Source organism: Flavobacterium sinopsychrotolerans (assembly GCF_900110375.1).
Lineage (GTDB): Bacteria > Bacteroidota > Bacteroidia > Flavobacteriales > Flavobacteriaceae > Flavobacterium > Flavobacterium sinopsychrotolerans.
Map to the genome: position 1 here is coordinate 286047 of NZ_FODN01000004.1, position 15606 is coordinate 301652.

12 protein-coding genes and 1 rRNA gene are annotated in these 15606 nt (G+C 34.8%); 7 read left to right on the plus strand and 6 right to left on the minus strand.

Going from position 1 to position 15606, the window contains the following annotated elements; all coding sequences use genetic code 11:
* Positions 1-195: 195 nt before the first annotated feature.
* A complete protein-coding gene (locus BMX64_RS09805; RefSeq protein ID WP_091171094.1) occupies positions 196-2043 on the minus strand; it encodes a CocE/NonD family hydrolase in 1848 nt (615 codons plus the stop codon).
* 511 nt (positions 2044-2554) lie between these two features.
* On the opposite strand from BMX64_RS09805, the gene BMX64_RS09810 reads away from it, so the two are divergent.
* From BMX64_RS09810 to BMX64_RS09830, 5 genes are read left to right on the plus strand one after another with little or no spacing between them, the layout of a single operon-like run.
* Positions 2555-4027, plus strand: a complete 1473-nt coding sequence (locus tag BMX64_RS09810; RefSeq protein WP_091171097.1) for a sodium:solute symporter family protein — start codon at positions 2555-2557, stop codon at positions 4025-4027.
* Positions 4008-4442: a GNAT family N-acetyltransferase gene (locus tag BMX64_RS09815; RefSeq protein ID WP_091171100.1), complete on the plus strand. Its 435-nt coding sequence runs from the start codon at positions 4008-4010 to the stop codon at positions 4440-4442. Before BMX64_RS09810 ends, BMX64_RS09815 begins: the two co-directional genes overlap by 20 nt.
* Before the next feature lie 6 nt (positions 4443-4448).
* Positions 4449-5603 carry an amidohydrolase gene (locus BMX64_RS09820; RefSeq protein ID WP_091171103.1) on the plus strand — a complete coding sequence of 385 codons (1155 nt, stop codon included), beginning with the start codon at positions 4449-4451 and terminating at the stop codon, positions 5601-5603.
* Positions 5593-6744, plus strand: a complete 1152-nt coding sequence (gene alr, locus BMX64_RS09825; protein ID WP_091171178.1) for an alanine racemase — start codon at positions 5593-5595, stop codon at positions 6742-6744. The genes BMX64_RS09820 and alr overlap by 11 nt, the downstream gene beginning before the upstream one ends.
* On the plus strand, positions 6744-7817 hold the full coding sequence (locus BMX64_RS09830; RefSeq protein WP_091171105.1) for an alanine/ornithine racemase family PLP-dependent enzyme: 1074 nt from the start codon (positions 6744-6746) through the stop codon (positions 7815-7817). Before alr ends, BMX64_RS09830 begins: the two co-directional genes overlap by 1 nt.
* Positions 7818-7961: 144 nt before the next feature.
* On the opposite strand, the gene BMX64_RS09835 is transcribed toward BMX64_RS09830, so the two are convergent.
* From BMX64_RS09835 to BMX64_RS09845, 3 genes are read right to left on the minus strand one after another with little or no spacing between them, the layout of a single operon-like run.
* Entirely contained in the window at positions 7962-9995 is a 2034-nt protein-coding gene (locus BMX64_RS09835) for a protein-disulfide reductase DsbD family protein (protein ID WP_091171107.1), read from the minus strand.
* A complete protein-coding gene (tilS, locus tag BMX64_RS09840) occupies positions 9995-11305 on the minus strand; it encodes a tRNA lysidine(34) synthetase TilS (RefSeq protein WP_091171110.1) in 1311 nt (436 codons plus the stop codon). The genes BMX64_RS09835 and tilS overlap by 1 nt, the downstream gene beginning before the upstream one ends.
* A gap of 27 nt (positions 11306-11332) precedes the next feature.
* Complete coding sequence (locus BMX64_RS09845) at positions 11333-12619, minus strand: anthranilate synthase component I family protein (protein WP_091171113.1); 1287 nt, start codon at positions 12617-12619, stop codon at positions 11333-11335.
* Positions 12620-12762: 143 nt separating this feature from the next.
* Here BMX64_RS09845 and BMX64_RS09850 point away from each other — a divergent pair, with 143 nt between their 5' ends.
* Both BMX64_RS09850 and BMX64_RS09855 read left to right on the plus strand, forming a co-directional pair.
* Complete coding sequence (locus BMX64_RS09850; protein WP_091171116.1) at positions 12763-13167, plus strand: VOC family protein; 405 nt, start codon at positions 12763-12765, stop codon at positions 13165-13167.
* A 38-nt stretch (positions 13168-13205) separates the two neighbouring features.
* On the plus strand, positions 13206-13586 hold the full coding sequence (locus BMX64_RS09855; protein ID WP_091171119.1) for a DoxX family membrane protein: 381 nt from the start codon (positions 13206-13208) through the stop codon (positions 13584-13586).
* Positions 13587-13664: 78 nt separating this feature from the next.
* On the opposite strand, the gene lpdA is transcribed toward BMX64_RS09855, so the two are convergent.
* Both lpdA and rrf read right to left on the minus strand, forming a co-directional pair.
* Positions 13665-15068 (minus strand): dihydrolipoyl dehydrogenase, encoded by a 1404-nt coding sequence (gene lpdA / locus BMX64_RS09860; RefSeq protein WP_091171122.1) that lies wholly within the window; start codon positions 15066-15068, stop codon positions 13665-13667.
* A gap of 254 nt (positions 15069-15322) precedes the next feature.
* Positions 15323-15432: ribosomal RNA gene (gene rrf / locus BMX64_RS09865) — 5S ribosomal RNA — on the minus strand.
* Positions 15433-15606: the final 174 nt, after the last annotated feature.

The following is a 15606-nucleotide window of genomic DNA, read 5'->3' on the forward strand; positions in this document are numbered from 1 at the left end:
GCAGTCACTCAAAGAAGGATGATTTTATGCAATCCGTCCCATTATCTTTAGACAAGAAGTAACATCGTTAAAAAACATTTTTTGCCAAACTACTTTTAGTCAATATCATTTAAAAACAAAATCCCAATCTTAAGAAAAAGATTGGGATTTTAGATTCAAATATAATCGAATGCTTTTAGTAAGTAAAAGGATTATCTATTTTAAAATAGTAAACTCAATTTTTGAATCATTATAAATTCTATGAGTTTGCTTTTGAAAATCTTCTGGTTTAGCATAAAAAATATTATCTACAAACGTTTGTGGATTCAAATCAATAAATGGAAACCACGTACTTTGAACCTGAATCTGGATTTTATGTCCTTTTTTGAATGTATGAAAAACATCTTGCAACTTAATATTTACAGGCGTTTTCTCATTAGCAACAAAAGGTTCAGGTTTTGAAAAACTGTTTCTGAAACGTCCTCTCATCACTTCACTTCTTACCATCATGTGATAATTACTCATCTTCAAATAAGGAGCTACATCTTTGGTCTCTGGCTCGTCATTAGGGAAAACGTCAACCACTTTTACAATCCAGTCCGCATCAGTTCCAGTAGTAGAAACTTGTAATTTGGCCAATATTTCTCCTGCTAATGTAGTATCGTCACTCAACACCTCGGTTTCAAAAACAATCACATCTGGACGTCTTGCAGCAAAACGTTGGTCATCCGTCATATATTTCCTTGGCGTAAGCCCTGCTTGTTTGATATCTTCAGAATAAGGAACCGGTTTCTTAGGATCACTGATAAATTCTTCAAAAGAAATATTTCCCTTCGCCATTTTTGTCAATTGATTTCCTTGCAAAAAGAAATCCTGTTTTTCAGTATTTTGAGGAGGCCAATTTTCATAAGTCTTCCACTCTTTTCTTCCAGTATCAAAAACATAGGCTTCAGGTAATTTATTTTCACCTCTACCGTTATTTTTTAAGAAATGACGGAAGAAATTAGCTTCTATATTTTTTTGATAATAACCGGAAATACTGTCTCCAAAATTAATATTACCAATTACTTGTTTTGCTGAATTTCTAGCCCAATCCCCGTGACTCCATGGCCCCATAACGATTGTGTTGTAATTTTTGCTGCTTTTTTCAATCGTGCTGTAGGTATTCAAAGGACCATATAAATCTTCGGCATCAAACCAACCTCCAACTGTCATTACCGCTGGTTTAATATTTTTTAAATTTTGTAAAATACCACGTTTTTGCCAAAAATCATCATAACTGGAGTGGTCTTTCAGCTGTTGCCAGAATTCATTGTCTTTACCATAATATTTATCTAGATTTGATAATGGTCCTGCATCCAAGAAAAACTGATAATCATCATTTGATCCTGTATTCGTGAATTTATACCAAGGTTCTGTAGTACGCTTTGTTTTTTGAGGTCCAAATAATGGCGTTACTTTCCAATAACTCAACAAGTATGCTCCATTATGATGAAAATCATCAAAAAAGAAATCGGCAATACACGCTTGAGGTGAAACCGCTTTCAAAGCTGGATGATTGCTCAACAAAGAATACGTAGCGTAAAATCCTGGATATGAAATTCCCCAAGTTCCAACATTTCCGTTGTTGTTCGCCACATTTTTGACCAACCAATCTATCGTATCATACGTATCCGAAGCTTCATCGATATCTTTTTTTCCTTTTTTATTTGGAATAAAGCCACGCATATTATCGTATAAACCATCGCTCATAAATCTTCCTCGTACATCTTGATAGACTACGATATATCCTTCTTTCATCATCGTTTCGCTAGGAGAAATACTTCTTTTGAGCTGACCTTCTCCATAAGGTCCGGAATTATAAGGCGTTCTTTGCATTATAATCGGGTATTTTTTAGAAACGTCTTTGGGAGTGTAAATTGATGTAAATAATTCTGCACCATCGCGCATCTTTATATGCACTTCTTTTTTAGTGTAATTTTCCGAAACATAATTTGCTTTATTGTCTTGGGCAAACAGAACTGCACCAATAAAAAAAAGAGAAATACTAAGTAGTTTTTTCATGAATTTTTTGAATTAAAATAGTTTTTAAAGATAAAAAATCTCACTGAATATAGTATCCTTATTCCAACTTTTTTAAAATTCACATATAGACTTTGATAAGATGAAAAAGTAGCTATTTTCACTCTTTATAGTATCACATTATTCAACGCTTTCACACCAATAATTTATTCATTTATGTATTCAAATTAGCAACTATTTCTGCCAGATAATCGTTTGTCTTTGCCTTGAATTATTTACAAAAGAAACCCATAAAAAGATCGTTTTTCCTTACAAAAAGTACATTTTACCCATTTTAAGAGCTATTTTCAGATAATTTGCCTTATATTTGTAAAATACCAAATTATTTTTTGTGGTTTTTAAAGTCTCTTTTTGTGCACTTTTAACCCAAAATTAAGATCCCTTATTTCAGAAAAAAATTCTGAAAAAATCATCTTTTTTTGCAGTTTACTGCACCTTTTGCCTTTTGGAAAAATTCCATTTACAGGCTATTAAATAATCGAAAATTAATAATATGCACATAATAGATTATGCAATCTTTATTGTTTATATGTTGGCCATGTTAGGCGTTGGTGTTTACTTTTTTAACAAAAATAAAACCGCTGAAGATTTTTACGTAAGTGGTAGAAATATGAGCAGCTGGCACATTGGTTTATCAGTTGTTGCCACTGACGTTGGTGGCGGATTCTCAATAGGATTGGGCGGACTTGGTTTTACAATGGGAATATCAGGTTCATGGATGCTGTTCACTGGACTGCTGGGCGCATGGTTGAGTGCCGTTTTTCTTATTCCAAAAGTAAGCGCATTAGGACACAAATACAAGTTTTTCACTTTTCCGCAAATATTTAATCATTTTTATAACGCTAAAGTAGCGTTGCTGGCCGGAATTATTTCAGCAATTGGGTACATCGGATTTACGAGTTCTCAGGTTTTGGCAGGAGCCAAATTAGCTTCGGCAACCATAAAAGGACTTGATTTACAAACTGCGCTGATAGTCATGGGTCTTATCGCAGTAATTTACACCGCTATTGGAGGACTAAAAGCGGTCATTTATACCGATACGATCCAATGGTTAGTCTTAATTGGAGGATTGGTTTTCATAGGAATTCCTATTGCCTACACTGCCGTGGGAGGTTTTGATGCGATCAAAACTAATTTAGCACCTGAATATTTATCGCTGACCAATGTGAAGTGGTATCAGATTCTAAACTGGTCCATAACAATTATTCCTATTTGGTTTGTAGGAATGACTTTATACCAACGAATTTATGCCAGCAAGGGTGAAAAAGAAGCTAAAAAAGCGTGGCTGATTGCAGGCGTTTTTGAATGGCCGATAATGGCATTCATGGGAGTAATCCTGGGAATGCTAGCTAAAGTGGCTGCTAACAAAGGAATGTTTAATGGCATTACTGATGCAGCCAATATGGACAGCGAAATGGGATTGCCTATTTTATTGGCCACAATACTTCCTGTAGGATTAATGGGATTGATGCTTTCCTCCTATTTTTCAGCTATACTTTCCACTGCGGACAGTTGCTTGATGGCGGCTTCTGGAAATATTGTCACTGATATTATTGCTAAGTTTTCTAAAAAAGAATTGAGTCATAAAAAGGAGCTAAGACTCTCACAAATAGTCACCTTAATGGTTGGTTTTCTAGCTATTTTAATTGCGTCCCAAATGCAAAATGTACTCGAACTGATGCTTTATTCCTATGCTTTTATGGTGTCGGGATTATTTGTTCCGGTAATAGGCGCTTTGTTTTGGAAAAAAAGCCATCCAACAGCAGCTTTTTGGAGCATGCTTTTTGGCGGTGCAACCACGATTCTATTAATTGTTTCGGAGAATAAACTCCCTTTGGGATTAAAACTGCCGGAACACTTAGACGCTAATCTTTACGGAATAAGTGTTTCACTTATTTTATTCATCACAATATCACTTTATCACTATAACAAAAAAGACAGACAAAATGGAATTCAAACAAATTAATGACACTACTGGAGAAGATACAATATATACCAATCAAATTATAGCACTCTTCCTTTATACGCATTTAGAACAATATGGTGACACTATTGAAGACATTCAAAAATGTATTGATTATGTCATGAATCCTGACAAAGGAGGCAACATCGTTGTGGGAATCGAGGAACAGAAAATCGTAGGTGTTGTGATCTTGAACAACACAGGAATGAAAGATTTTATTCCCGAAAATATTTTGGTATACATTGCCGTGGATAACAGTCAACGTGGAAAAGGATTTGGAAAACAGTTGATGCAAAAAGCCATATCAATTGCCGAAGGAAATATAGCATTGCATGTTGAACCGGATAATCCTGCCAAAAAACTATATGAAAGTTTAGGTTTTACCAATAAATATCTGGAAATGCGCCTCATCAAATAATCCAAAATGGAAAATTCAAACCAGTTTACCGATTCACTTGTGCGGTTTCGAAAAGAACTACACCAGCATCCGGAGGTTTCCGGTAAAGAAATTGAAACGTCTAAACGGGTCCTTTCTTTTCTCGAAAATTATCAACCTGATGAATTGATTACCGAAGTAGGTACAACTGGTGTCATGGCAATTTACAAAGGTGAAAAATCCGGAAAAACAGTATTATTCCGATGCGAATTAGATGCTTTACCCATTGAAGAGACGAATGATTTTGAACATCGTTCCCTAAATAATGGCGTTTCACATAAATGCGGTCACGATGGTCACATGGCTATCCTCTGTGGTTTAGCTGCTGAATTGCATCAGAACAAACCGAAATCAGGAGTTGTTATTTTATTATTTCAACCCGCTGAAGAAGACGGCAGTGGTGCTCAAAAAGTATTATCGGATCTCAAATTTGCTTCTATCCAACCCGATTACGTCTTTGCACTTCATAATTTGCCGGGATTTCCAATACATCAAATTGTAGTAAAAAACGAAACTTTTACCTGCGCCGTAAACAGCATTATTATAAAATTAAAAGGCAAAACAGCTCATGCCGGTGAACCCGAAAAAGGAATAAACCCTGCCTTGGCAATAGCCGCAATTATTAATCAATTTAATGCTATTATTCAGACCGATATTACAAAAGAAAACTATTGCCTGATTACCCCCATTTATTCTAAAATCGGCAAAAAAGCGTATGGCGTATCAGCTGGTGCAGGAGAAATTCATTTTACAGTACGAAGTGACAGCAATTTGCAAATGAGAAAGATTGAACTCGCTTTAGAAAATTTAGCCAAATCAATCGCAAAAGAGCATCAGATAAAGTGTAAAACCCGTTGGACCCAAAATTTTCAAGCCAATGAGAATGACAAAAATGCTGTAACATTCATCAAAAAAGCAGCGAAAATTAATGGTTTTGAACTATTCGAAAAAGAGAAACCATTTACTTGGGGCGAAGATTTTGGTTTGTTCACACAACACTATCCCGGAGCCATGTTTGGACTGGGGGCAGGAATAAACACTCCTGCATTACACAATCCTGATTATGATTTTCCAGATGAAATTATTGCAACTGGAGTATCCGTTTTTTATGAAATCAGTAAACAAATTACAAATGCACACTAATTCACTTATAGAGCTTAATCGCTCCGCATATCAAAACAACATCGATTTTCTAAAAAAGACTTTCGGAAAAAAAGTATTGGTTTCCTCTGTTGTAAAAGGAAATGCGTATGGTCACGGGGTACAGGAGTTTGTTTCCATGGCTTTTCAATGTGGCGTAACTCATTTTTCTGTTTTTGATGTTCAAGAAGCTAAAGTTGTCAAAAGTACATTAAAGGACAAAGCAACTATCATGGTTATGGGACTTGTTCAGGATGAAGATATGGAATGGGTAATCCAAAATGACATCGAATTCTTTGTTTTTGATAAAAGTCGACTGACGAAAGCTATGAAAACGGCTAAAAAACTCGCTAAAAAAGCAATTTTACATATTGAAGTCGAAACCGGAATGAACCGAACCGGTTTTGACAAAAACGAACTGAATACTGTTATTGCTTTATTAAAAAAAGAAGAGCAATATCTTACTTTTAAAGGACTTTGCACGCATTATGCGGGTGCCGAAAGTATCGCTAATTATTACCGAGTCGATCAACAAATCAAGAAGTTTGAAGAAATTTATGCCGTTTTTTGCAAAAATGACCTGAAGCCACAAATCAGACATTCTGCTTGTTCTGCGGCGTCAATAATGTTTCCGCAAACCAGAATGGATATGGTACGCATCGGAATTATGCAATACGGATTGTGGTCCAGTCCCGAGGTATTTGTAACCTATCTCAATTCTAAAAAGAATAAAACCGATCCATTACAGCGCGTTATCACTTGGAAAAGTGCTATTATGAGCATAAAAAAAGTAAATATTGGTGATTTCATTGGGTATGGAACTAGTTTTATGGCTAAAAGGAAAATGAAAATTGCTGTTATCCCCATTGGCTACTGTCACGGATACAGTCGCTCATTGAGCAACCAAGGTCGTGTTCTTATTCATGGACAACGCTGTGTTGTAGTGGGTTCCGTAAACATGAACATGATGACTGTCGACATTACTGATATCGACATAGCAAAAAAAGAGGATGAAGTGGTACTGATAGGCACACAAAAAGAGCTTTCCGTATCTGTAGCTTCATTCAGTGATTTCAGTAACCAACTCAATTACGAATTATTAACTCGGATTTCTAAAGCAATTCCACGTAAAATCATAGAATAATGGCTTTTATAAAATTATATCGAAAAAAATTACAGGAAAACTATCAGTTTTTAGATGAAACATTTAAATCCAGAAATATTGAATGGGGCGTAGTTTCAAAACTGTTGTGCGGAAATAAAATTTACCTCAAAGAAATCATTGCTTTAGGAGTGCGTGAAATTCATGATTCCAGAGTGAGTAATTTGAAAAAAATTAAAGCACTAGATCCTGAAATTCAAACTGTGTATATAAAACCACCTGCAAAACGAAGTATTGAAAGCATTGTTAAGTATGCCGATATCAGTTTTAATACTGAAATCTATACCATACAACTACTTTCAGATGAAGCGGTGAAGCAAAATAAGACGCATAAAATCATCATCATGATTGAAATGGGCGACCTTCGCGAAGGCGTTATGGGGGAAGAATTAATAGACTTTTATGGTACAATTCTAAAAATGCCAAATATCGAAATCTCTGGTATCGGGACGAATTTTAATTGCCTCAGCGGCGTAATGCCAACGCAGGACAAGCTTATTCAATTGAGTTTATACAAGCAATTAATCGAAGCTAAATTCAATATCAGTATTCCGTTCGTTTCCGGAGGAACTTCGGTTACAATACCGTTACTCCTAAAAAATGCCCGACCAATGGCCGTGAATCACTTCCGAATAGGAGAAGCGCTATTCTTCGGGAAAGATTTGTTTACCGGAAATACCATTGAAGGAATGCACCATGATGTTTTTAAATTATACGCTGAAATCATCGAAATTACTGAAAAACCGAATACACCAACAGGTGAATTAGGAGAGAATGTAGCTGGAAATTCGTTTTCAATGGACGATGTCACCGATTTAGGAATTACTTCGCTGCGAGCCATTCTAGATATTGGCTTGCTAGACATGCAGCCACAATATATCGAATCTGATGACACGGATATTACTATTGTAGATGCCAGTTCCGATATGTTGGTTATCGATATTTCTAATTCTAAAAAGACGTATAAAATTGGAGACTTAGTCGCTTTTCAAATACGATATATGGGGGCTTTGTATCTTTTAAATTCTGATTACATCGAAAAAATAATCGAATAAAAAAATTTCTTGCCTACAGATAAAATATAACAATTACATTTAGTAAAAAATACTAAATTCAAAAACAAATTGCACTAATTTCCATGGCTTGATCTTTGGAAATTAGTGCAATTTGTTTTTACTATTATACCTTGTTGCTACGTGCTACTTCACCTTTTTAAAACGATCAATTCCTTCTCCCAACCAGCCTTTATAGGCGTTGATATCTGAGTTATAACTTTCCGGTTTATCAGATAACATAGTACCTTCTGTGTCTAAAATGATGTAATACGGTTGCGCATTGGCTTTAAATTTTGTGATTTGAAAATCACTCCATTTATTCCCAACACTTACAATTTCTTTACCCGTTTCTTTTGATATATATTGCTCGCTTTTTGGCAATTCTCTTTTATCATCCACATACAAAGAAATTAATACCACTTCGTCTTGTAATATTTTTAGAATCGCAGGATCAGACCAAACATAATCTTCCATTTTTCTACAATTCACACAAGCATATCCTGTAAAATCCAGTAAAATGGGTTTATTTACTGATTTGGCATAAGCCAATCCTTTTTCATAATCTTCAAAAGCGACAAGATCATGTGGGCCTAAATGTGCGCCTTCCGGCAAAATTTGAGCTGATGCATTCGAACTACCTTTTGAGTTTCCTACTCCGTACGGACTTTCACTATAGGTCATTGGAGGCGGGAAACCTGAAATTAATTTTAATGGTGCTCCCCAAATTCCAGGAATCAAATAGATGGTAAAGGCCAAAACTACTAATCCGAAAGACAATCTTCCTACTGAAATATGATTCATAGGACTATCATGAGGAAGCGTAATTTTTCCGAATAAATAAAAGGCCAATGTTCCAAAAATAGCAATCCAAATTGCCAAGAAAACTTCTCTTTCCAAGAAATGCAATTGTAAAACTAAATCCGCATTCGACAAAAATTTGAATGCCAAAGCCAATTCTAAAAATCCTAAAACCACTTTAACCGTATTCAACCAACCGCCAGATTTTGGTAATGAATTCAACCAACCCGGGAACATGGCAAACAACATAAATGGTAAGGCTAAGGCCAATGAAAATCCGAACATTCCAACAATAGGGGCAATTCCACCTTTAGAAGCAGCTTCGACTAAAAGTGTTCCTACGATAGGTCCGGTACACGAAAAAGATACAATGGCTAATGCCAAAGCCATGAATAAAATTCCAATTATTCCGCCTCTATCCGCTTGATTATCGACTTTATTTGCCCAAGAATTAGGTAACATAATCTCAAAAGCTCCCAGAAATGAGGCAGCAAAAGTGACTAACAAAACAAAGAAAATAATATTAAACCAAACATTTGTAGACAACGCATTCAATGCATCCGCACCAAAAATCCACGTCACTAAGAATCCTAAAACCACATAAATGAATATGATAGCAATTCCATAAATAATAGCATTTCTAATTCCTTTTGCTTTTGTTTTACTTTGTTTCGTAAAAAAACTAACCGTCATAGGAATCATCGGGAAGACGCAAGGCGTAAGCAATGCGGCAAATCCAGATAAAAAAGCAATAAAGAAAATAGACCATAATCCTCTTTGCTTTGAAGGTTTGGTATCCAGAACAGGAACTTTATCAGGAGTAACAACTTGTTCTTTATTTACATCCGCAATGGCAACTGAAGTATCAACTTTAGCTGAATCTATCGTAGTCAAATCTGATGCTACAGTAGTTATTTCCGCTGTTTTTGTAGCAGCAGGAATGGCAAACATAAAACTCTTCTCTAAATTGATACATGCTTCTTTACAAACCTGATAATTCAAATTAACTTCAATTTTTGAAATCTTTGGATTTGTAATCGTGATTTCTTGTTGAATTTGAGCTTTTTTCTCAAAGTACGTTTCGTTCACTTCAAAAACATCATTGAAAGCAGTTGTGGTTTTGCTTTCTTTGGCTTTGCCCACTAAATTAAAGTTACCTTTTTGATTTTTGAAAATAATTTCCAAAGGCAAAGATCCGCCGTCAGCCGTAAATTGGGAATATAAATGCCAATCTTTTTCTATGACGGCATTAAAAGTAAGAATATAATTACTCTCAGTTTTCTTTTCTATTTTGGTAGTCCATTTTGCAGGATCAAGAATTTGGGCATATCCATTGGCAAAAGCCAAAAAAGCAATAAGTATAAATAGTAGTTTCTTCATTATTCTAATTGTATTTTAAGTATATTCTTTGTTGTATTCTCTATTCTAAAACGTTCATCCTGACGAAGACCAATAATCCAAACTATGTCTTCATTCGAACATAAAAGCCACGAATTTTCTTTTTCCAGCAAGGATAATTTTTCATCTTTAAAAAGCTTGCTCACTTTTTTCGATTTACCATTCATCCCAAAAGGCTGAAAACTATCGCCCTCATTCCAATGGCGTAAAACTAAAGGAAATTGAAGTTTATCAGCGTCCACAAAGATAGCTGAGTTCGTTGTTAAACTAATGTCCGCTACTTTACAAAACGTAAGATTTAAGGGAATATTAACTTCTTTTTGATTTTCATCAATTGAATATTCCTCCTTTTCATTTACGAAATTTATAGGACTCAAGATTAAAGAATCTCTGTCTTTCAATAATCTATATTCTGGTGAAAAAATGTATTTGCCAGATTGGCTTTCGACCAAATCATAAATATCATCCCAAGCAGAAAATCCAAATTCTTTCAACCATTGATACAAATACGATTTGTAATTGGGTAATTTTTTTAATTTTTTTAAATCAAAACAAATAGTATCCTCCTCTTGTTTAGCCACTTGCTGATAAATCATAATTGATGCATCTTCGACCATCACTTGCGCTTCTTGCAAATAGGTTTGCGTTTTATGAAAAGATGAAAGAAAATTGGGATTCAATTCCTTTAACATCGGAACCAGATGATGGCGAATTTTATTCCGAAGGTATTTATCGGATGCATTGCTGCTGTCTTCGCGCCATTGAATGTTATTTAATTTGGCGTATTCTTCCATTTCTTCTTGGCTAAATGCCAAAAGCGGACGAATTACTTTATCGTTTTGCTCTGGAATTCCAGTCAAACCTTCTAATCCTGTTCCTCGACTCAGATTGATTAGGAAAGTTTCCAGATTATCATCGGCATGATGTGCCGTAAGAATATAATCGAATTTTTCAGTTTCTAATAATTCATAAAACCAGTTATATCGCAACTCACGAGCGGCAACTTGCGTAGAAACTTTATAATCTTCTGCGAAAGCTTTAGTATCAAATTGTGTTATAAATACCGGAATATCATTTGCGGAAGCATATTCCTGGACAAAATTTTGGTCTCCAAAACTTTCCATTCCGCGCAATTGAAAATTACAATGTGCTATTCCTATTTTATAATCCAATTGCTGAAACAAATGCACCATTACCATGCTATCTTTCCCGCCGCTTGTGGCAAGAAGTATTTTTTTTCCGCTCAAGAACTGGAAATTAAGAAGAAGGTGGTTTTTGAATTTCTGTAGCATGTTCAAATTTAAATAATTCGTTTGGATTTAACTCAAAACTTCTCGCATCGCTTTTGCTTTAAGCAAACATTCCTCATATTCCTTTTCAGGAATGGATTGTGAAGTGATGGCACTTCCAACTGAAAAAGAAACGTATTTTTTTTCTTGATTGTACAAAATGCTTCGGATAACAACATTGAAATCAAAATCACCGTTTGGTGTAAAATAACCCACGGCACCGCTATACAACCCGCGTTTTGTTTCTTCCAACTGTTCAATGATTTTCATCACCGAAATTTTTGGTGCTCCAGTCATACTTCCCATCGGGAAAGTGGTTTTTAAGACATCAACAACGGAATATTGCGCATCTAATTTTGATGTAATTGTAGAAATCATTTGATGAACTTGCAAAAAAGAATAAATTTTACATAATTCTTGTACTTCAACGGAACCTTTTTGTGCCGTTCGAGACAAATCATTCCGTACTAAATCCGTTATCATAATATTTTCGGCTCGTTCTTTTGGGTCTAAAGCCAATTGCATTTTTGATTGCTCATCTTCAATTGGATCTAAAAATCGTTTCGCAGTTCCTTTAATGGGTTGCGAAATAATACGTTCTCCTTCTTTTCTCAAATAACGTTCCGGTGTCGCCGAGAGTAAAAAATGATTGTTGTTTTTTAAAAAAACGGCGAAAGGAGGCTGAGAAATTTCGTTGAGTTTGATAAATTTTTCTATAGGATCAATCGTTGCGTTTTCAGTAAAAAATTCCATACAAAAATTAGCTTCATAAATATCGCCTTGATGAATGTGTTCCAATACTTTTGAAACCTTTTCAAGATAACTCTCTTTCGGAATCCGTTGTTGAATCGTTGCTAATGCTTCTATTTCGACTCTTGACTTTTGCATTTTGACAATTTCTTCAAAATCTTCCTCCACTTCATCGTCACACATATTGAGATATTGAATTTCAACTTGATTTCTTTTCAATAAAAACAACTTCTTAGGCTGAAAGAAAAATAAATCCGGAAATTCTAATCCGTCAAAATTGGCAGATTGTAAGTGTTCAATATCATTTTTTAAATCATACGATAAATAGCCAAAAAGCCAGTCTTTGGTACTTTGCTGGTATTGTTTTAAATCCTCAAAAGCATTGTGACAATCTGTTTTTATTGAAGTAAATGCATCAACGGCAAGAACACAATCATAACTGGAATAATTTTGTGGATAATCATTGCTGTCCAAATAAATGATTTCTCGAAACTGTTGAGACCAAAATAAAAGCTGTTCTTTAAACAGTTTTGGATCAGAAATAGACTTGTAAATAGAAGTTCTCAAAAAGTATTGGTATTTAAAATTCAAAATTACAACAAAAAATAAACCTTCAATAACCGATTTTACTAAAATTAGCTTATTTTTTTTGTAAATTTGATAGTGCGTGATCAGTTTTAGATTTTGTAAATCATTAAATCATTCCCGTTATGGCTTCAAAAATTTTCCTCAATTTAGCTGTTAAAGACCTAAAAAAATCACTTGATTTTTTTACTACACTTGGATTTTCTTTCAATCCACAATTTACTGATGCGAGTGCCACTTGCATGATTATAGGTGAAAATATTTTTGCGATGTTAGTTACTGAGCAACGTTTTAAAGATTTTACCAAAAAAGAAATTTGCAACGCACATAAATATACCGAAGTATTAATTGCCATAGATGTTGATAGTAGAGAAAAAGTAGATGAAATGGTCAAAATTGCAGTTGGTGCCGGTGGTTCAATTTATATGGAGCTACAAGATCATGGGTGGATGTACGGACATAGTTTTGCCGATTTAGACGGTCATCAATGGGAAATTATGTATATGGATGAAAATGCAATTCCAAAATAATAATTATCAGATATGTAACCTCTAAAAAACCATATACTATGAAAATCGCAATTATTATTATCCGAACTTTAATTGGGCTTATATTACTTTATGCGTCCATTAGCTTTTTTCTAAAACTAGCACCAGAACCTGAAGTTACTGGGAATTTCAAAGCATTCAATATAGGTTTAGTCGCCTCTACTTACATCTTGCCATTAGCAAAATCAATAGAATTCCTTTGTGGACTATCATTTATTACCGGACGATATGTTACATTAGCCAATATCCTAATCCTACCAATCACCTTAAACATATTATTTATTAATTTTTTCTTATCCCCTGAAGGAATACCAATTGCTGTGTTCTTATTTTTAGGGAATCTGTTTTTAATTTACAGTCATTGGGAAAATTATAAAGGTCTGTTTGTAGCAAAAGGCTAAAGAAAAACACCTCATACCAAACAAAAACCCGCTCAATTGAACGGGTTTCACTATTTTTAAATAAAGTTATTTAACTAATTATACATGCAAAGCTCTATTATCAGTAGCAGCCAATGCAGCTTCTTTTATTGCTTCTGCAAAAGTTGGGTGTGCATGTGACATTCTTGAAATATCTTCAGCAGATGCTTTAAATTCCATAGCAGTAACGGCTTCAGCAATCAAATCCGCGCAACGAGCACCAATCATGTGAACTCCCAGTACTTCATCTGTTTTTGCATCAGCAAGAATTTTTACAAATCCGTCTAAATCACCTCCAGCACGAGCACGACCTAAAGCTTTGAACGGAAAACTTCCTGATTTATAATCTACTCCAGCGGCTTTCAATTGATCTTCAGTTTGCCCAACTGCAGCCACTTCAGGCCAAGTATAAACAACACCAGGAATCAAGTTATAATCAATATGTGGTTTTTGACCCGCTAATATTTCAGCAACCATTGCTCCTTCTTCTTCTGCTTTGTGTGCTAACATTGCTCCACGAACTACATCTCCAATTGCATAAATATTTGGAATATTAGTTTGCAAATGATCATTTACTTCAACCATTCCTCTATCTGAGATTTTCACACCTGCTTTATCAGCATTCAAACCATCCGTATACGGACGACGTCCGACAGAAACTAATGAATAATCTCCTTCCAGTGTAATTGTTTCTCCTTTTGCGTTTTCAGCTTGAACAACAACTCCTTCGCCATTTCTTTCTACAGATTTCACTTTGTGCGAAACGTAGAATTTCATGCCTTGTTTTTTCAATACTTTAGTCAATTCTTTAGATAATGAAGCATCCATTCCTGGAATGATTCTGTCTAAATATTCTACAACAGAAACTTGCGCTCCCAATCGTAAATACACTTGACCTAATTCAATCCCAATTACTCCACCACCAATAATCACCAAATGTTTTGGTACTTCTTTAAGTTTCAAAGCTTCGGTAGAAGTGATGATTCTTTCTTTATCGATTTTGATAAATGGCAAAGAAGACGGCTTAGAACCTGTAGCGATTATGATATTTTTAGCTTCGATAGTTTCAGAAGTTCCATCTGCTTTTGCAACAGCAACATGTGTAGCGTCAACAAATGAACCTAATCCTTCGAGAACTGTAATTTTATTTTTGTCCATTAAAAATTTCACACCTCCTGAAGTCTGATCCACAACAGCTTGTTTACGCGCAATCATTTTTTCTAAATTCACTTTTACTTCACCCGAAACTTCAATTCCGTGATCTGCAAAATGAGCAATTTCACTGTAATGATGAGAAGAAGCAAGCAATGCTTTTGAAGGAATACAACCTACATTCAGGCAAGTTCCTCCAAGAGTGGAATATTTTTCGATAATTGCTGTTTTGAAACCCAATTGTGCACAACGAATTGCTGATACATATCCGCCTGGTCCAGAACCTATAATGACTACGTCAAATGAACTCATAGTATATTTTTTTATTGTGTTTTTATAAAATGTTGCACAAAATTAAGGAATTAAGTTTTGTTTAAAGTTTAATTCAGAAGGTTTTTGTTATTAAAAATGAATTAACTGAAAAAATTAATTTCTCACGACAAAATTCTCATAATATGAGTGTTTAAAAGCGACAATTACCCTATAAAAAACCTTATTAAACACAAAAAATCCTCATCAAATAAATGATGAGGATTTAAAAGAATCTGAAACTAGTTCAGATTAAAGAAAGGCGACGACATACTCTCCCACATAACTGCAGTACCATCTGCGCAGGCGGGCTTAACTACTCTGTTCGGGATGGGAAGAGGTGAGCCCCGCCGCAATAACCACCTTAAGAGGTTATAATTGCTTTGGGCAATTACTGTAATGTTGTTTATAGTTATATAAACATCAGTTACATAATATCTTAACATACTGAGATAAAGAAAATAAAAAGTTGATACTGAAACATTTACACTGAATTTATTTCAGTGAGTTCAGCATAAAGAAAGTTTCTTCTCCCGTCCCG

Coding starts and splice junctions, on each gene's coding strand:
- BMX64_RS09820 (WP_091171103.1), top strand. CDS start 4,449: ATGGAAAATTCAAACCAGTTTACCGATTCACTTGTGCGGTTTCGAAAA.
- BMX64_RS09805 (WP_091171094.1), bottom strand. CDS start 2,043: ATGAAAAAACTACTTAGTATTTCTCTTTTTTTTATTGGTGCAGTTCTG.
- tilS (WP_091171110.1), bottom strand. CDS start 11,305: ATGCTACAGAAATTCAAAAACCACCTTCTTCTTAATTTCCAGTTCTTG.
- BMX64_RS09815 (WP_091171100.1), top strand. CDS start 4,008: ATGGAATTCAAACAAATTAATGACACTACTGGAGAAGATACAATATAT.
- BMX64_RS09830 (WP_091171105.1), top strand. CDS start 6,744: ATGGCTTTTATAAAATTATATCGAAAAAAATTACAGGAAAACTATCAG.
- BMX64_RS09835 (WP_091171107.1), bottom strand. CDS start 9,995: ATGAAGAAACTACTATTTATACTTATTGCTTTTTTGGCTTTTGCCAAT.
- BMX64_RS09810 (WP_091171097.1), top strand. CDS start 2,555: ATGCACATAATAGATTATGCAATCTTTATTGTTTATATGTTGGCCATG.
- alr (WP_091171178.1), top strand. CDS start 5,593: ATGCACACTAATTCACTTATAGAGCTTAATCGCTCCGCATATCAAAAC.
- BMX64_RS09855 (WP_091171119.1), top strand. CDS start 13,206: ATGAAAATCGCAATTATTATTATCCGAACTTTAATTGGGCTTATATTA.
- lpdA (WP_091171122.1), bottom strand. CDS start 15,068: ATGAGTTCATTTGACGTAGTCATTATAGGTTCTGGACCAGGCGGATAT.
- BMX64_RS09850 (WP_091171116.1), top strand. CDS start 12,763: ATGGCTTCAAAAATTTTCCTCAATTTAGCTGTTAAAGACCTAAAAAAA.